The organism is Acinetobacter nectaris CIP 110549, assembly GCF_000488215.1.
Classification (GTDB): domain Bacteria; phylum Pseudomonadota; class Gammaproteobacteria; order Pseudomonadales; family Moraxellaceae; genus Acinetobacter; species Acinetobacter nectaris.
This window is the reverse complement of sequence record NZ_KI530712.1, coordinates 1238585-1252772: the sequence shown is the minus strand read 5'-3', so window position 1 is coordinate 1252772 and position 14188 is coordinate 1238585. Positions and strand designations below refer to the sequence as shown.

13 protein-coding genes and 1 rRNA gene are annotated in these 14188 nt (G+C 37.6%); 10 read left to right on the top strand and 4 right to left on the bottom strand.

Translation table 11 applies throughout. The features are described 5' to 3' along the window. The 6 genes from rrf to P256_RS06135 all read left to right on the top strand — a co-directional run. Nucleotides 1-76, top strand: a 5S ribosomal RNA gene (gene rrf, locus P256_RS13550); the annotation flags it as partial. Nucleotides 77-395: 319 nt separating this feature from the next. Then, nucleotides 396-1217: an ABC transporter ATP-binding protein gene (locus P256_RS06155; RefSeq protein ID WP_023272829.1), complete on the top strand. Its 822-nt coding sequence runs from the start codon at nt 396-398 to the stop codon at nt 1215-1217. Then, a complete protein-coding gene (gene mlaE, locus P256_RS06150; protein ID WP_023272828.1) occupies nt 1214-1990 on the top strand; it encodes a lipid asymmetry maintenance ABC transporter permease subunit MlaE in 777 nt (258 codons plus the stop codon). The genes P256_RS06155 and mlaE overlap by 4 nt, the downstream gene beginning before the upstream one ends. Beyond that, the gene (mlaD, locus tag P256_RS06145; protein ID WP_023272827.1) at nt 1990-2667 is read left to right on the top strand and encodes an outer membrane lipid asymmetry maintenance protein MlaD; all 678 of its coding nucleotides are present in this window, start codon (nt 1990-1992) and stop codon (nt 2665-2667) included. Before mlaE ends, mlaD begins: the two co-directional genes overlap by 1 nt. A 20-nt stretch (nt 2668-2687) precedes the next feature. Further along, the gene (locus tag P256_RS06140; protein WP_023272826.1) at nt 2688-3311 is read left to right on the top strand and encodes an MlaC/ttg2D family ABC transporter substrate-binding protein; all 624 of its coding nucleotides are present in this window, start codon (nt 2688-2690) and stop codon (nt 3309-3311) included. A gap of 26 nt (nt 3312-3337) precedes the next feature. Further along, nucleotides 3338-3625, top strand: coding sequence for an STAS domain-containing protein (locus tag P256_RS06135; protein ID WP_040331853.1), 288 nt, complete (start codon nt 3338-3340; stop codon nt 3623-3625). Nucleotides 3626-3663: 38 nt separating this feature from the next. Here P256_RS06135 and P256_RS06130 read toward each other — a convergent pair whose 3' ends face one another. After that, nucleotides 3664-4674: a CorA family divalent cation transporter gene (locus P256_RS06130; RefSeq protein ID WP_023272824.1), complete on the bottom strand. Its 1011-nt coding sequence runs from the start codon at nt 4672-4674 to the stop codon at nt 3664-3666. Nucleotides 4675-4828: 154 nt separating this feature from the next. Here P256_RS06130 and P256_RS06125 point away from each other — a divergent pair, with 154 nt between their 5' ends. Further along, the gene (locus P256_RS06125; protein WP_023272823.1) at nt 4829-5398 is read left to right on the top strand and encodes an LOG family protein; all 570 of its coding nucleotides are present in this window, start codon (nt 4829-4831) and stop codon (nt 5396-5398) included. A 5-nt stretch (nt 5399-5403) separates the two neighbouring features. Here the strand turns inward: P256_RS06125 and P256_RS06120 are convergent, their stop codons facing one another. Both P256_RS06120 and recG read right to left on the bottom strand, forming a co-directional pair. Continuing rightward, nucleotides 5404-6012: a ComF family protein gene (locus tag P256_RS06120; protein ID WP_040331851.1), complete on the bottom strand. Its 609-nt coding sequence runs from the start codon at nt 6010-6012 to the stop codon at nt 5404-5406. Beyond that, complete coding sequence (gene recG / locus P256_RS06115; protein WP_023272821.1) at nt 6005-8050, bottom strand: ATP-dependent DNA helicase RecG; 2046 nt, start codon at nt 8048-8050, stop codon at nt 6005-6007. Before recG ends, P256_RS06120 begins: the two co-directional genes overlap by 8 nt. 18 nt (nt 8051-8068) lie before the next feature. Here recG and P256_RS06110 point away from each other — a divergent pair, with 18 nt between their 5' ends. Beyond that, nucleotides 8069-8872 (top strand): NAD(P)H-binding protein, encoded by an 804-nt coding sequence (locus P256_RS06110; protein WP_023272820.1) that lies wholly within the window; start codon nt 8069-8071, stop codon nt 8870-8872. Between the two features lie 44 nt (nt 8873-8916). Here P256_RS06110 and plsB read toward each other — a convergent pair whose 3' ends face one another. Further along, entirely contained in the window at nt 8917-11487 is a 2571-nt protein-coding gene (gene plsB, locus P256_RS06105; RefSeq protein ID WP_023272819.1) for a glycerol-3-phosphate 1-O-acyltransferase PlsB, read from the bottom strand. Nucleotides 11488-11769: 282 nt separating this feature from the next. Here plsB and P256_RS06100 point away from each other — a divergent pair, with 282 nt between their 5' ends. Both P256_RS06100 and P256_RS06095 read left to right on the top strand, forming a co-directional pair. After that, on the top strand, nt 11770-12642 hold the full coding sequence (locus P256_RS06100) for an acyl-CoA thioesterase (protein ID WP_023272818.1): 873 nt from the start codon (nt 11770-11772) through the stop codon (nt 12640-12642). 114 nt (nt 12643-12756) lie between these two features. Continuing rightward, nucleotides 12757-14019, top strand: coding sequence for a dicarboxylate/amino acid:cation symporter (locus P256_RS06095; RefSeq protein ID WP_040331675.1), 1263 nt, complete (start codon nt 12757-12759; stop codon nt 14017-14019). The last annotated feature ends 169 nt before the right edge of the window (nt 14020-14188 follow it).

Here is a 14188-nt window from a genome sequence, read left to right as displayed (position 1 = left end):
CCGAACTCAGAAGTGAAACCTCTTAGCGCTGATGGTAGTGTGGGGTTACCCATGTGAGAGTAAGTCATCGCCAGCATTTAATTCTAAAGCCTCCCAAACAGGGAGGCTTTTTTTATGCATGCAATAATATAATTAGAATAGACTTTAACTTGAAAATTTGGCATCGTGATATGTGAAAAATTATACAAAGTAAAGGATATAAATAGCGAATAGCATCGGTATATTCAGCGAGAGATTTTTTGTATAATTAATAACTAAATTTAATAAACCATTCATCTTATTTTATATTTGCAAAACTATAATAGTTTGCACTTGGAAAGAAATAGATAAGTTCTTATTATTTTATTAATCTAACTTTTAAATTAATGGCGGTAAGTAGGAAATGAACACTTATCATGGATAATAAAACTTTTAAGATAAACACTCCTAATCTGATTGAAGTTAAAGGTCTAAGTTTTAACCGAAATGAAAGAGTGATTTATAACAATATCGACTTATGTATCCGTAAAGGTCAAGTGACTGCAATTATGGGGCCATCAGGTACAGGAAAGACGACACTACTACGTTTGATTGGTGGCCAGTTATCTCCTGAGAAAGGGACTATTTTGCTAGATGGGCATGATATCTCTAAAATGGGTAGACATGAGCTGTTTGCGGCACGGGCTAGAATGGGAATGCTATTCCAAAGTGGCGCTTTATTTACAGATATGTCGGTATATGAAAATGTTGCTTTTCCTATAAGAGCACATACTCAGTTACCCGAAAATCTTGTTGCTGAGTTGGTCTCACTAAAGTTAGAGTCAGTTGGCCTAAGTGGGACTGAGTCACTAATGCCATCTGAGTTGTCAGGTGGTATGAATAGGCGTGTTGCTTTGGCTAGGGCAATTGCATTAGATCCTGAACTAATTATGTATGATGAGCCATTTGCAGGACAAGATCCTATAGTTATGGGAGTCTTAACTAGGCTTATTCGTTCATTAAGAGATGCTTTAGATTTGACAACAATTATCGTGTCACATGATGTTGCTGAAACAATGTCTATTGCAGATTATGTTTATATTGTTGCAGATGGAAAAGTGCAAGGTGAGGGAACTCCTGAGCAATTACGTCAGCACAGCTCTGCATTTGTACAGCAATTTCTAAATGGTGACGCAGAAGGTTCAGTAGACTTTCAATTCAGTCAAAAGAAATATCTAAGCCGTGAGGTTAGCCAATGAATGCTATAGCCTTATTAGGCAGAAGAGTAATTAATAGTGTACATGGTATTGGTGTAGCAACCATATTATTGATACAGATTCTATGTTCATTACCAACACGCCTAGGATTTAAGCTTTTCATCTATCAGATGTATAGAGTGGGTGTTTTATCATTATTAATTATTGCAGTATCTGGTCTGTTTATTGGTTTAGTTATTGGCCTACAAGGATATACAATTTTAGTAAATGTAGGTAGTGAATCCATGTTAGGTACCATGGTGGCACTTACTTTATTGAGAGAGTTAGCCCCTGTCGTTGCTGCATTGTTATTTGCTGGCCGTGCTGGATCTGCTTTAGCCGCGGAAATAGGTTTAATGAAAGCCACAGAACAACTATCTAGCATGGAAATGATAGGTGTTGATCCACTAAAGCGAATAGTTTCTCCACGCCTTTGGGCGGGTATTGTGAGCTTACCAATGCTGACGGTAATATTTGCTGCAATTGGTATTTTTGGTGGGAAGTTAGTGGGTGTAGACTTTTTAGGTGTAGATGAAGGGTCTTTCTGGAGTGGCATGCAAGGTGCTGTTCAATTTAGACATGACGTACTCAATGGTGTTTTTAAAAGTATCTGCTTTGCTATTATTTGTACATGGATTGCTGTTTATCAAGGATATGCATGTAATCCAACATCAGAAGGTATTGCAACTGCAACAACAAGAACAGTTGTTTATTCTTCATTATGTGTTTTAGGTTTTGATTTTGTGTTGACTGCGGTCATGTTTGGAGGCGTTTGATGAAATCACGTGCAAGTGAATTGACCGTAGGTATTTTTGTTCTGATATTCGGTGTAGCACTTTTCTTTTTAGCAATGAAAGTTAGTGGTTTATCTGGCAACACTTTAAGCTCAGGTTATCAAATGACAGCGACATTTGATAATGTAAATGGATTAAAGCCACGTGCGAAAGTTACTATGAGTGGGGTTACGGTTGGGCGTGTTGACTCAATTACTCTTGATCCTATTTCTAGACTGGCAAAAGTCACATTTGATTTGGATGGTAAATTAACAACTTTTACGCCGAGTGAGTTACAAACTGTTGAGAAAGATTCAATAGAAGAACTTAAATACAGCGATGATTATCAACAAGCGGATGCTGCGAAACGAAAAGTAATGGAACAACAACTATTAGATAATATGAAATCTATTACTAATATTGATTCTGATGCTTATATTATGGTTGCAACAAATGGTTTACTTGGTGAAAAGTATTTGAAAATTGTTCCAGGTGGCGGTATTAGCTATTTAAAACGTGGAGCAAGCATTAATAATACACAAGGTACAATGGATTTAGAGGATTTGATTAGTAAGTTTGTGACAGGTATGGGAAGTAGTAATAAATCAGCTTCCGCTTCTACCCCATCAGCAAGTACGTCTCAAAGTAGTAATTCAAATCAACCATCATTTACAGAATAAATCTCAAGTTGGAGAGTATGATGAAAACGTTATTAAAACAAACAATGATGGCAGGTGTTGTCGCAACAATGATTGGTTCAGCAGTTGCTGCACCTGCACAAGCACCTTCAGATTTTATTAAGTCGGTTGCAGACAGCTTAATTGGTAAATTAAAAGCTGAGCATAATCATTTAAATAATCCTGCTACAATTAATGCTATTGTGAAACAAAACTTAGAACCATATGTGGATGCACAAGCATTTACACGTATTGTAATGGGAACGTATGCTTCTCCTCAAAGCAGTACGCCACAGCAACGAGCGGCATTTGAGTCTAACTTACGTCAAAGTCTAATTCAAAACTATGGCTCTGCTTTGGCTAAATATTCGAATCAAGGCTATGAAATTCGCCCTTATCGACCTTCTGCTGGTGCATATCAAGTGGTAACACTTGATTTTATTAGTCAGGGACAAAAGACACCTGTTGCTTTCCAATTGGCAGATCATGGTTCAGATTGGAAAATTCGTAATATGAATGTTGCAGGAATTGATTTAGGTTTGCAGTTTAGAAATCAGTTTGCTTCTACAGTACAGCGTAATGGCGGCAACTTAGATAAAGCAATTGCAACATTTAAACCTGATGCCAATGCAGCAACCAATAAATAGTTTAATAAGGAAATACTTTAGTGGATATACAGTTTAAAGATCAACAGTTAATACTGTCAGGAACAATTGACTTTAAAAATGCCGAAACTGTATATAAACAAGGTTTATCTTTTATTATGAAAAATCAGCAAGATAAGATTCTTGTTGATCTTTCAAAATTACAGCATGGAAGTACGTTGGCACTTGCAGTTTTTGTGCAGTGGCTAAGGCATACACCTCAGAGCCAAGGATTACTTTTTAAGGCTGTACCTGAAAAAATGCTCAAGATTATTCAATCTTGCCATCTTGAAAAAGAACTTAGCTTTGTTGATTAATCACTGATAAAAAGAAGCATCTATAAGATGCTTCTTTTTTAGATCCACTTTTTCCATTTAAAGTAGAAGTAGGGTCCAATAAATGAAACTGCTAAAAAGCCACCTACAATAATAAGACTAATATGGCTATGCGCATACGGTAGTTCTTCAATATTCATCCCATATACGCTTGAGATGAGCATTGGTGGCGCAAGCATACTTGGTAAGATTGAGAAGCGACGAATCGTATCATTTTGCTCAGTATTAATGAAACCTGATGTCGTATCCATGAGAAAGCGTACTTTTTGGAATAAAAAAGCATTATGTTCAATAAGAGATCGAACATCTTCACTCATTTCTCTAATTTCTGCATCATAGATATGGCTTCCTAATGCACGAGGGCGTGAGAGAAAGGTCAAAATTCTACGTAAGTCAATAAGACAAAGTTGTGCTTTACCAAGCATATCTTCTTGTTGCGCAAGGCGCGTCACCATATCATCCAAATCTAGATTTTTTTCTCGATTATGGTTGTTGAGTACATCTGTTGAGTACTTTTCTAAATCTTTATGAATGTCTTCTAAAATATCAGCCAACTCATCAAGTTTTGCTTCGAATAGACCGAGTAATATCCAAATAGGATCGTGATAATCTATATCATAATCATTTCTTCGTGCACGTGAACGAAAAGCACGAAAAGCCAATAATTTTTCACCTCTTAATGTGAGGAGTTTATCTTTCTTGAGAATGAATGCAACCGTTTGAACTGTCGCTAAGATACTTTCATCTTCATGTTCACTATCTGCTTGATAATTTTTATTTTTGGTTAGGAAGTAGGTACTGATGTGTAGAATTCCATCATCATCTCGATAAAATCGTGCAGATGAAGAAATGTCTTCTAGAGATTTAAGTGTTGGTAGGTTTTGATGGTATGCATCAACAACCCATTGTTGTTCTTCTTGAGAAGGTGCAATTAAATCGATCCAAACCAAGTCTTGATGTAAGTCGAAACCACCATTAATGGTCGCATCTTCTAAACTACCACGCGCTGTGGCATAAAAAGCTTCAAGCATTGAAGTCTTTCTCCCTTAGATAGGACAGGGTTAAAACAATGTGTGTATTTTAGACAAGGAATATAATAAAAACACAACTAACTTTCGTTTTTTCAGAAAAAAAAGTATTTTAGACTATATTTAGTACATTATGATGAATAAAAAGGACAATAGAATGAATTCAATCGCTATTTTTTGTGGTTCAAAAGCGGGGAATGAATCAGTTTTTATAGAACAAGCGCAAAAAGTAGGAGCTTACTTAGCTGAGCAAGGAAAAACAGTAATTTATGGTGGTGGACGCACAGGTCTAATGGGGATAATTGCAGACAGTGCATTACAAGCAGGTGGTAAGGTTATTGGTGTAATCCCTACAACTTTGGTAGATCGTGAGCTTGCACATCCTCAACTGACGGAATTACATGTCGTAAATACCATGCATGAGCGAAAAGCAAAAATGGCAGAGCTAGCAGATGGCTTTATTGCATTGCCTGGCGGAGCTGGAACATTAGAAGAGATTTTTGAGCAATGGACTTGGGCACAATTGGGCATTCATTTAAAACCATGTGCATTCTTAAATATTCATGATTTTTATACACCACTTTTTGACATGATTCATAGAACTGTAGAGACAGGTTTTACACAGGCTAGATTTGCAGAACAGTTATTTCAGTCAGAGTCAATTGAAGAAATATTAGAGAAATTCAAGAACTATCAAGCACCTGAACCTAAATGGGGTGTGCAGTAGTTAAATTAGGCGCTTGCGATGCAAAAGGCTTCTACATGGTGACAACCCAACGTATTTAGTTTTTGCTTGAGTGCCAAAATAGAGCCTCCCGTTGTAACCACATCATCGACAATAAGGACTTTTCTATAGCGTAGCGCATTGGGTGGGGCAAGTTGAAACTGAGCTTCAATACCTATTAGTCGCTCTATACGAGAAAGTCCTTTTTGGCTTTGTTCATGGTTTCTTTTAATTGGCATCCAAATTGGGAGATTGTATTGTGCAGATAAAATCTGTGCGATTAAGTAAGCCTGATTATATCCTCTTTGATGTAGCCGTGATTTTGAAATAGGCATTGGGACAATCGCTTGAAATGTTTCAGGTATAGCAACGCGTTCGCAAATTTGTTTGAATATATCGGTATAATGTAGGGCTTGATTATATTTAAACTTTTGAATCATTCGGTCTAATGGAAATTGATATGGTGCAGCGACAAGAATAGAGACCTCTTGTTTCGTAATATATCTAGGATTGACTTCAAGCTGCTTCCAACAAGTTATACATAAAGGGTGTATATTTTCTAGATTGAATTCACTACAAAGGTAACAGGGTTTCAGCCGATTTAATAAACTAAACATAAGCATATCTTGGAGCATGTGGAAGCCAACGATTGAGCAGCGCTTCAGCTTTTTCTTTGTCTTTTTGCAAAATTTCTTGTGCAACATAATGTGCTTGGTTGAGTAGGTGTCCATCTCTTTCTAGATTTGCTACACGAAAGCCCATATCACCTGTTTGTTTTATTCCAAGAAGCTCTCCCGGCCCACGAATTTCAAGATCTTTTTCTGCAATGACAAAGCCATCGTTACTTTCTCTTAATGTAGATAATCGTTCATGACCATTTTGAGATAAAGGTGTTTTATAGAGCAATGCACAGAAACTCGCTTGTGCACCGCGTCCAACACGACCACGGAGTTGGTGTAGCTGAGAGAGTCCAAGCCTTTCAGCATTTTCAATGACCATGATGGTTGCGTTAGGAACATCCACACCGACTTCAATAACAGTGGTCGCAATAAGCAACTGCAGTTGATTATCTTTGAATGCTTGCATCACTGCCTGTTTTTCTGTGGCTTTCATTTTTCCATGGACTATGCCAATGGCAAGAGTCGGAAATTTTTCTTGAATTTCTGTATATGTGGCTTCGGCAGCTTGAGCATCTAAAGTCTCTGACTGTTCGACAAGGGTACATACCCAATATGCTTGTTTACCTGTCAAACAATTATTGGCAATACGCTGTAATACTTCCTCACGCCGTTCTAATGGAATAGTCACAGTTTGAATAGGTGTACGACCGGGGGGTAATTCATCAATAATAGATGTATCTAAGTCACCATAAGCACTCATAGCCAACGTGCGAGGAATAGGCGTTGCAGTCATGACCAATTGGTGCGGTGTTGTGCCTTTATAACCTTTATCTCGTAATGCAAGGCGTTGATCTACACCAAAACGATGTTGCTCATCGATAATAACCAAGCCTAGTTTTGCAAAGTGAACACTTTCTTGAAATATAGCATGTGTACCTACAATAATTTGTGCTTCGCCCTGTGCAATAGATTCCTCCGTAGAGGTGCGTTTTTTACCTTTTTGCTTTCCTGAGAGCCAAGCGACTTGCTTACCTAAAGGCTCAAACCACTTTTTAAAATTAAGATAATGTTGTTCTGCCAAAATTTCGGTAGGTGCCATAAGTGCAATTTGCCAGTTCGATTCTAAGGCATGGCATGCTGCAAGAGCTGCAACTAGAGTTTTACCTGCACCAACATCGCCTTGTACCAAACGTAACATGGGTTTGCTTTGAGAGAGATCTTGAAGAATTTCTTGAGATACTCTTTGCTGTGCACCTGTGGGTGAAAAGGGAAGTGATGAAAGTAATTTAGGTGCTAAAGATGTGCTTTGCTTAAAAGCGGGTGCTTTCACTTGTTGAATATATGCACGCCGTGTAAGTAAGCTAATTTGATGCGCAATTAACTCTTCAAAAATAAGCCTTTGCTGTGCTGGATGCGTCCCTTGTGTAAGTTGCTGCATATTTGCACTTAAAGGAGGCTCATGAATATAGTTTAGGGCATCTTTTAAAGAATAGTTATGTGTAAATTTTGAGGGTAATAATTCGGGAAGTTGATGACTATGGTAGGCTCTTGCTTGTTGAATATATTCACGTAATTTGGGTTGAGTGAGTCCATCTGTGCTTGGGTAGATTGCGGTGAGGCGAATATTTTGTGGTGGTCGATATCCATCAGCTTTTTGGATTTCAGGGTGATAAAGCTCTAAGCCACGTGCACCAAGTCGAACTTCACCAAATATGCGAACACGGTGATGGGGCTGTAATCGATCTGTAAGTGATTTATAAATATGGTAAAAACGCAAAGTTACTTTACCAAAGTCATCTGCAACCGCCACGGCCATCGACTTTCTTTTACCCGGTGGGAAGTCAACTGACTGTACTTCACCTTCAAGCAAGTAGCTTCGACCAACATGAATTTGATTCATTGGTACAATGGTGCTACGGTCTTCATAATCTCGTGGTAGATGAAATAATAAATCATCTGTGGTAAAGATATGAAGTTTTTCAAGTAATGCACTGGCAGCACGACCAATGCCTTTTATCTCATGAATTAAAGCCATCTCAACTCAGGTAATATCATGCATATTTTATTTATTGGTTATGGTAAAACATCAAAGCGTATTGCAAAACAACTATTTGCACAAGGTCATCAAATTACAGCCATAAGTACGACAAAGAAGGTAGATACAGAAGTTCATCACTTACAACAAGATGTACATACACTTGATTTAAAGGACGTTCATGATGTTGATATTGTCTATGTATTACTTAGTCCACAAGAAAGTACCGTAGAAGGGTATCAAAAGACGTATGTCGATACCGTTGCACCAATCGTAGAAGCATTGCAGTCACATCCTGTAAAAAGATTATTTATTGTTTCTTCCACTCGCGTGTATGGTGTAAATGAGGGACAGGAAGTAAATGATTTAACGATGCCCCAACCTAATGATGAGCAAGGTGAGCTGTTACAGAGGATGGAGCAACTCTACCAAAGTGCTTATCCTCAGCAGACAGTTGTGATTCGTCCTTCAGGGATTTATGGCGATAGTGCTGCACGTATGGTTACGCTGGCGAGCAAGACTACGAATTACAGCAAATGTCATTGGAGTAATCGTATCCATGTTGATGATTTAGCCAATTTTCTAGCTTTTTTAGCGGAAAAAGATGTGATGGAAAAGAGCTATATTGTCAGCAATTCAAAACCCTATCTATTGCATGAAGTGATTCAGTGGTTTCAAAAACAACTTCATTTGCCTTTATTGAAGTATGAACCACTAACGGTCTCAGGTAAGAAAATTTATGCAACAGCATTACAAGCTTCTGGCTTTCAGTTAGTGCATCAAGATTTTTTTCAGGACTATGAAGACTTGTTAAAAAAATAGGTATGACTGAGCATACCTATTTTGATACTTTTAGTGTCAGACCGTTATTTTTTTGCTTTACGCTTTAGACGACGTTTTGCATTTTGTGCGGCTAAAGCATCGAGTGCTTCTTTCAGTTCTTCATCACTAAATTGTGTAATGTGCTGAAGCATTTGTAATGTAACATCATCAAGAACAAGATTTGCATATTGCGCAACATTGGTTAGGTATTCATCAAATTCAATGAAGCCTTTCTCATTGGTGCGTATATAGTCTTTTTGACTGAGTACTTTTAAAAAGCCTTGGAAAAGTGACTTGTCAAAGAATTCAGGTGAGTTGTATTCATATAAAACAGAGAAACGCTGACCAAGCAGATAGCTTAGGTCTTCTGCTTGTTTTGCTGAAATATTGCCTGAACCACGTTGTGTGATAATTGCCAATGTCATGTAATAGCGTTCAAGGCTTTGTTTAACAGATGCGCCTAAAATAACAAGCTGATTGTGTGCAATCGTATTGGGTTGTGGACTATAAAGGATGTTGTCTTCATTAAGAATGAGTTGAGCATCGGTGAGCGCATCAATATATTGCTCAATAGCAGGTTTAAGTGTTTCTCCATCCCATTTCATAAATAGTTCAGCTTTTAGGAAAGGGTAGAGCATACTAATAACATTGACTAAATCTTTACGACCAATTTTGCCATTTAACTCGACAAGTGATGCAATGAGTGAAGGCAAAATAAATGAGTGTAAGATGTTGTTGCGGAAGTATGTCAGTAGAACAGCTTGATTGTCTTCAATAGCGATAATATCACCAAGCGCATGCTGCACACGTTTGAGTAGTTTGAGTTTGATTCCGTGACGAATAATTTCTTTACCTGATAATGAGGTAACTTCTGTACGGTCATCATAAGGTAGATGTGTTGCTAAATTACGGTAAGTATCAAGCTGTTTAATAAATAGCTCTTCATCAAGCGTATGTTTTTCAGTAGCAAGTAAAATCAGAGAAATAAGAGAAACAGGATTAATGACTGCCGCATTATTAATTTTTTCTAAAATTTCATAGGCTGAACTTGTAATCGCCGTTGAAACTTCAGGTGGAATTGGGTCGTCATTTTTTTCAATTGTAATCTGATCTGCTTGATGTGCTTTTAGTACATCATCTAAGAAAACGGGTTCACCGAAGTTTAAGTGAACTTTACCAAAAATACGCTCAATTTTACGTAATGTTTTGACTAAGCCTAAAACGGATTCAGCTTCTTTAGGGTTACCTTGTAGCTCTCCAATATATGTTGAACCTTCCATAAGGCGTTCATAACCAATATAGGTAGGAATAAATACAATAGGTTTATTCTTTCCTTTGTTACGTAGGTGGCTATGCACAGTCATGGCAAGCATACCTGTTTTAGGTGGTAGCAAGCGTCCTGTACGTGAGCGACCACCTTCAATAAAGTACTCTAAAGGTGTATTACGCGAAACGATACTGTAAAGGTATTCTTTAAAGACTGATGTATATAGGCCATTTCCGCGGAAAGAGCGACGAATAAAGAATGCGCCACCACCGCGAAGGAATTGACCCACTAAAGGTAAATTTAAGTTATCGCCCGCAGCAATATATGGCACCATCAATCCACGTCTGTGAATAATATATGACAAGAGGAGATAGTCGATATGACTACGGTGACAAGGGGTGTATACGACTTCGTAGTCCTTAGCAAGTTCACGTACGGTATTGAAGTTGTGCACCTCTACGCCGTCATAGAGTTGTGTCCATAGACGTGTAAGTGCCATATCTGCAAAACGCACAGTTGAATAAGAGTAATCTGAAACAATTTCATTAATATAGCCAACTGCGCGTCTTTCTGCCTCAAACAAGCTAATTTTACTTCTTAAACTTTCTCGACGAATAGAATCTTGAATATTGGTTGATTTGATAATTGACTGAATGACATTGCGACGGTCAGATAAATCAGGCCCAAGAACCGCTTCACGTTGGCGGTCTAAATATTGGTTAAGGTGATGAACAATATATGTACTTGGAGCGAGATTTGTATTTTGTTCTTTTGCTGTTTGAATGAGTGTTTTCAGAGATTGTTCTGGATGAAACTCTAAGAAAGACTGACGACCATGTACACCAATATTTACCAATTGCTTAAACTTGCTTGGTGTTGCCCAAGTATCTGTAAATAGAAGTTTAAGCAGAGAGTCTTCTTTGTCTGGTGCGCGCCCCCATAAAACAGTGACAGGGATCAGTTGAATATCTGCTTCTGGATGCTTTTCTAAAAATTCGACAAGGTGAACCAGTTTAGGTGGAAGAGAGTGCTTATTATCTGTGGTATAGGTGGTTTCTTTTTGCTGTAAAAAAAATACCGATGTTTTTTCGCTTAACTCGTTAAGTTGTAATGGCTCTAAAGCAGGGTGTAACCCTAAACGACGTGTTTCACCATCGATAACGAGTGCATTACTGCGTGAGTAAGTTTGTAAAACATAGCATACCGCTTGAGGAGATGTAGGGACTTCAGTAGGTGTTTCAGTCACTTTTTTTGATGGAACTTCGCCAAGAACACGTGGCTTCACCACAAGATCAAGTACTTTACTTGATAATCTGCGATAGACCTGACCAAAGCTATTCTTGGACATAAAGACTCCTAGTTAAACGCCACTTTATAAAAGATAACAATATTAGAAAGTGACGAATTTTATCGTATAGAAAATTTGGATGAGCAATTTTAACCAAAAATTGGCATTTTAGGACAACTAAAGTTGAAAAAAGCAGTTTTTATTCAGTGAAACGATGATTTTTGCCATTTGGTTTGGTGAATTAGCTCAATAATTAGGAGTAATCTATGGCAAAATAATGAAAAATGATCATAGCAATGCCATATTGTCTTTAAAAGATTCTATATAAAATTAAGGTTAATGATGACAAAACTGACTCAAGAGCTCGTTGAATTACTCACTTTAGAAAAATTAGATGAAAATATTTATCGTGGGCAGAGCCGTAATATTGTAGGTAAGCGCGTATTTGGTGGTCAAATACTTGGGCAAGCGCTACGTGCAGCATCGTATACCACAGATCGACCTGCTCATTCATTACATGCTTATTTTTTATTTGGCGGTGATGTTAATGCGCCAATTATTTATGAAGTTGATCGACTAAGAGATGGTAAAAGTTTTGTAAGCCGACAAGTACGTGCAATCCAAAATGGTCGAATGATTTTTACGGCAATGATTTCTTTTGCTGCACCTGAGCAAGGTTTGGATTTTCAAAAAGAAGCACCGAATTATCCTGCACCAAACGATTTACAAAGTGAGCAACAGCTTAAAGAGAGCTTGGTACGCTTTATTCCAAAAAGTTTACAAGAAAGCTTTATGAGAGAACGTCATATTGAGTTAAAACCAATTCATGATGTGAGAAACTTTTTCAACCCTCAGCCTGAACCACCATTTTACGCACACTATGTAAAAACACATGGGAAGCTAATGGGTGAGCAAGATAATGTTGCTTTGCACCAAGCTGTTATTGCTTTTTATTCTGACTTTACTTTAATGACGACCGCATTACGTCCACATGGTTTAAGTTATTTATCACCACATTTACAGTGTGCAAGTATTGATCATAGTTTATACTTTCATAAGCCTGTACGTGCAGATGAATGGACACTTTATGATATGGAAGCCACAGTGACTTCAAACTCGAGAGGGCTAAACTATGGCTACATGTGGCAAGATGGTCAACTGGTATGTAGCACAGTGCAAGAAGGTTTAATGCGTTTACGAGATAATGAGATCTAATAATGCGTAAAAGCCACTTTTACGTGGCTTTTATATACTTATGTAAAAAAAAGAAATAGAAAATGTTGAGCATGTCGTATGATGGCCGATAAGAAAAAGACAAAATGGATAAAGATGAGCTTAAATACTCAAATTTTTATTGCCGCAATACTGGGGGTTGCTCTTGGTTTCGTGTTGCGACTGTATCCCGATACAAGTATTTTTACGACAAGTATTTATGGCTTAAGCATTATTAGTAGTATTTTTATTGGTTTCTTAAAAATGCTACTTGTCCCACTGATATTCACGTCTATTGTCGTGGGCGTTGCGAGTTTAGAATCAGGCCAACAGCTTGGTAAAGTCTGGAAAGTGACGCTATTGTGTAGCTTTACAACAGTCAGCTTATCATTGTTATTGGGGCTTGGCTGTGCGCATATTTTTGAAGTTGGAAAAGGGGTAGATATCTCTTTATTCAAAAACTCAATGCAGCAGTATCATTCTACAGCACCAAATTTAGATGCTTCTTCCTTTATTACAAACTTTATTCAACATACCTTGATCAATCCATTCCAAGCATTTAGTGATGGGAATGTATTATCTGTTGTTGTATTTGCAATGCTGATTGGGCTTGCACTGGTATATGGTGGAAAACGTTTTCAACAGATTAGAGCTGTGAATGAAGAGTTCTTTCATCTTGTGATGATGCTTGTTTCATGGGTGATGAAAATCGCGCCTTTTGGTATTTTTGCTTTAATGGCTAAACTGATTGCAAAAGAAGACCTTTCGGTTTTAAGTCGCTTAGCCGAGTTTGCAACCATAGTAACAGGAACAACGATTTTTCACGGTCTTGTGATACTTCCAACGTTGTTGTGGATTTTTGGAAAAATGTCGCCGTTGAAATTTTTCAAAGGGACAAGATTGGCACTCATTACTGCATTTGCAACAAGTTCAAGCTCTGCAACAATGCCACTAAGTATGAAGTGTGTGCAGGAGAATTTAGGCGTAAGACCTCAGATCTCAGGATTTGTTATTCCTTTAGGTTCGCATTTAAATATGGATGGTACTGCACTGTATGAGGCAGCAGCAGCATTGTTTATTGCCAACTTGATTGGACTCGATTTAAGTCTAGGGCAGCAGATCATTGTTTGTTTAACAGCAATGATTTCATCATTAGGTGCACCGGGAATCCCAAGCGCAGGTATGGTAACAATGATTATGGTACTGCAATCTGTTGGACTGCCTGCCGAAGCGATTGCAATTTTACTGCCCATTGATCGTATCTTAGATACCGTGCGTACAGTTGTGAATGTGCAAGGGGATATGATGATTAGTGTTGTTGTAGATCGTTTTACACGAGAGCCTGAGCAAAAACTACAAACTGAGACTGATCTTAAGTAGATAATCTCATTTACTTTAAGATAAAAAATAAGCATTTGAAATAAGCATATCCTTGACTTAGGATATGCTTTATAAAAAATAGTAATTGAAAACTATTTACAATAATTATATGAATATATAATCTTTTTTGTTATGTTATAACTATACATTTAGATATATTTTATAAGTT

What these genes read in the sequence shown, in the direction of transcription:
- P256_RS06110 (WP_023272820.1), top strand. Translation starts at nt 8,069, where the DNA reads ATGCATATTTTATTTATTGGTTATGGTAAAACATCAAAGCGTATTGCA.
- plsB (WP_023272819.1), bottom strand. Translation starts at nt 11,487, where the DNA reads ATGTCCAAGAATAGCTTTGGTCAGGTCTATCGCAGATTATCAAGTAAA.
- mlaE (WP_023272828.1), top strand. Translation starts at nt 1,214, where the DNA reads ATGAATGCTATAGCCTTATTAGGCAGAAGAGTAATTAATAGTGTACAT.
- P256_RS06140 (WP_023272826.1), top strand. Translation starts at nt 2,688, where the DNA reads ATGAAAACGTTATTAAAACAAACAATGATGGCAGGTGTTGTCGCAACA.
- P256_RS06095 (WP_040331675.1), top strand. Translation starts at nt 12,757, where the DNA reads ATGAGCTTAAATACTCAAATTTTTATTGCCGCAATACTGGGGGTTGCT.
- P256_RS06120 (WP_040331851.1), bottom strand. Translation starts at nt 6,012, where the DNA reads ATGTTTAGTTTATTAAATCGGCTGAAACCCTGTTACCTTTGTAGTGAA.
- mlaD (WP_023272827.1), top strand. Translation starts at nt 1,990, where the DNA reads ATGAAATCACGTGCAAGTGAATTGACCGTAGGTATTTTTGTTCTGATA.
- P256_RS06125 (WP_023272823.1), top strand. Translation starts at nt 4,829, where the DNA reads ATGAATTCAATCGCTATTTTTTGTGGTTCAAAAGCGGGGAATGAATCA.
- P256_RS06155 (WP_023272829.1), top strand. Translation starts at nt 396, where the DNA reads ATGGATAATAAAACTTTTAAGATAAACACTCCTAATCTGATTGAAGTT.
- P256_RS06100 (WP_023272818.1), top strand. Translation starts at nt 11,770, where the DNA reads ATGACAAAACTGACTCAAGAGCTCGTTGAATTACTCACTTTAGAAAAA.
- P256_RS06130 (WP_023272824.1), bottom strand. Translation starts at nt 4,674, where the DNA reads ATGCTTGAAGCTTTTTATGCCACAGCGCGTGGTAGTTTAGAAGATGCG.
- recG (WP_023272821.1), bottom strand. Translation starts at nt 8,050, where the DNA reads ATGGCTTTAATTCATGAGATAAAAGGCATTGGTCGTGCTGCCAGTGCA.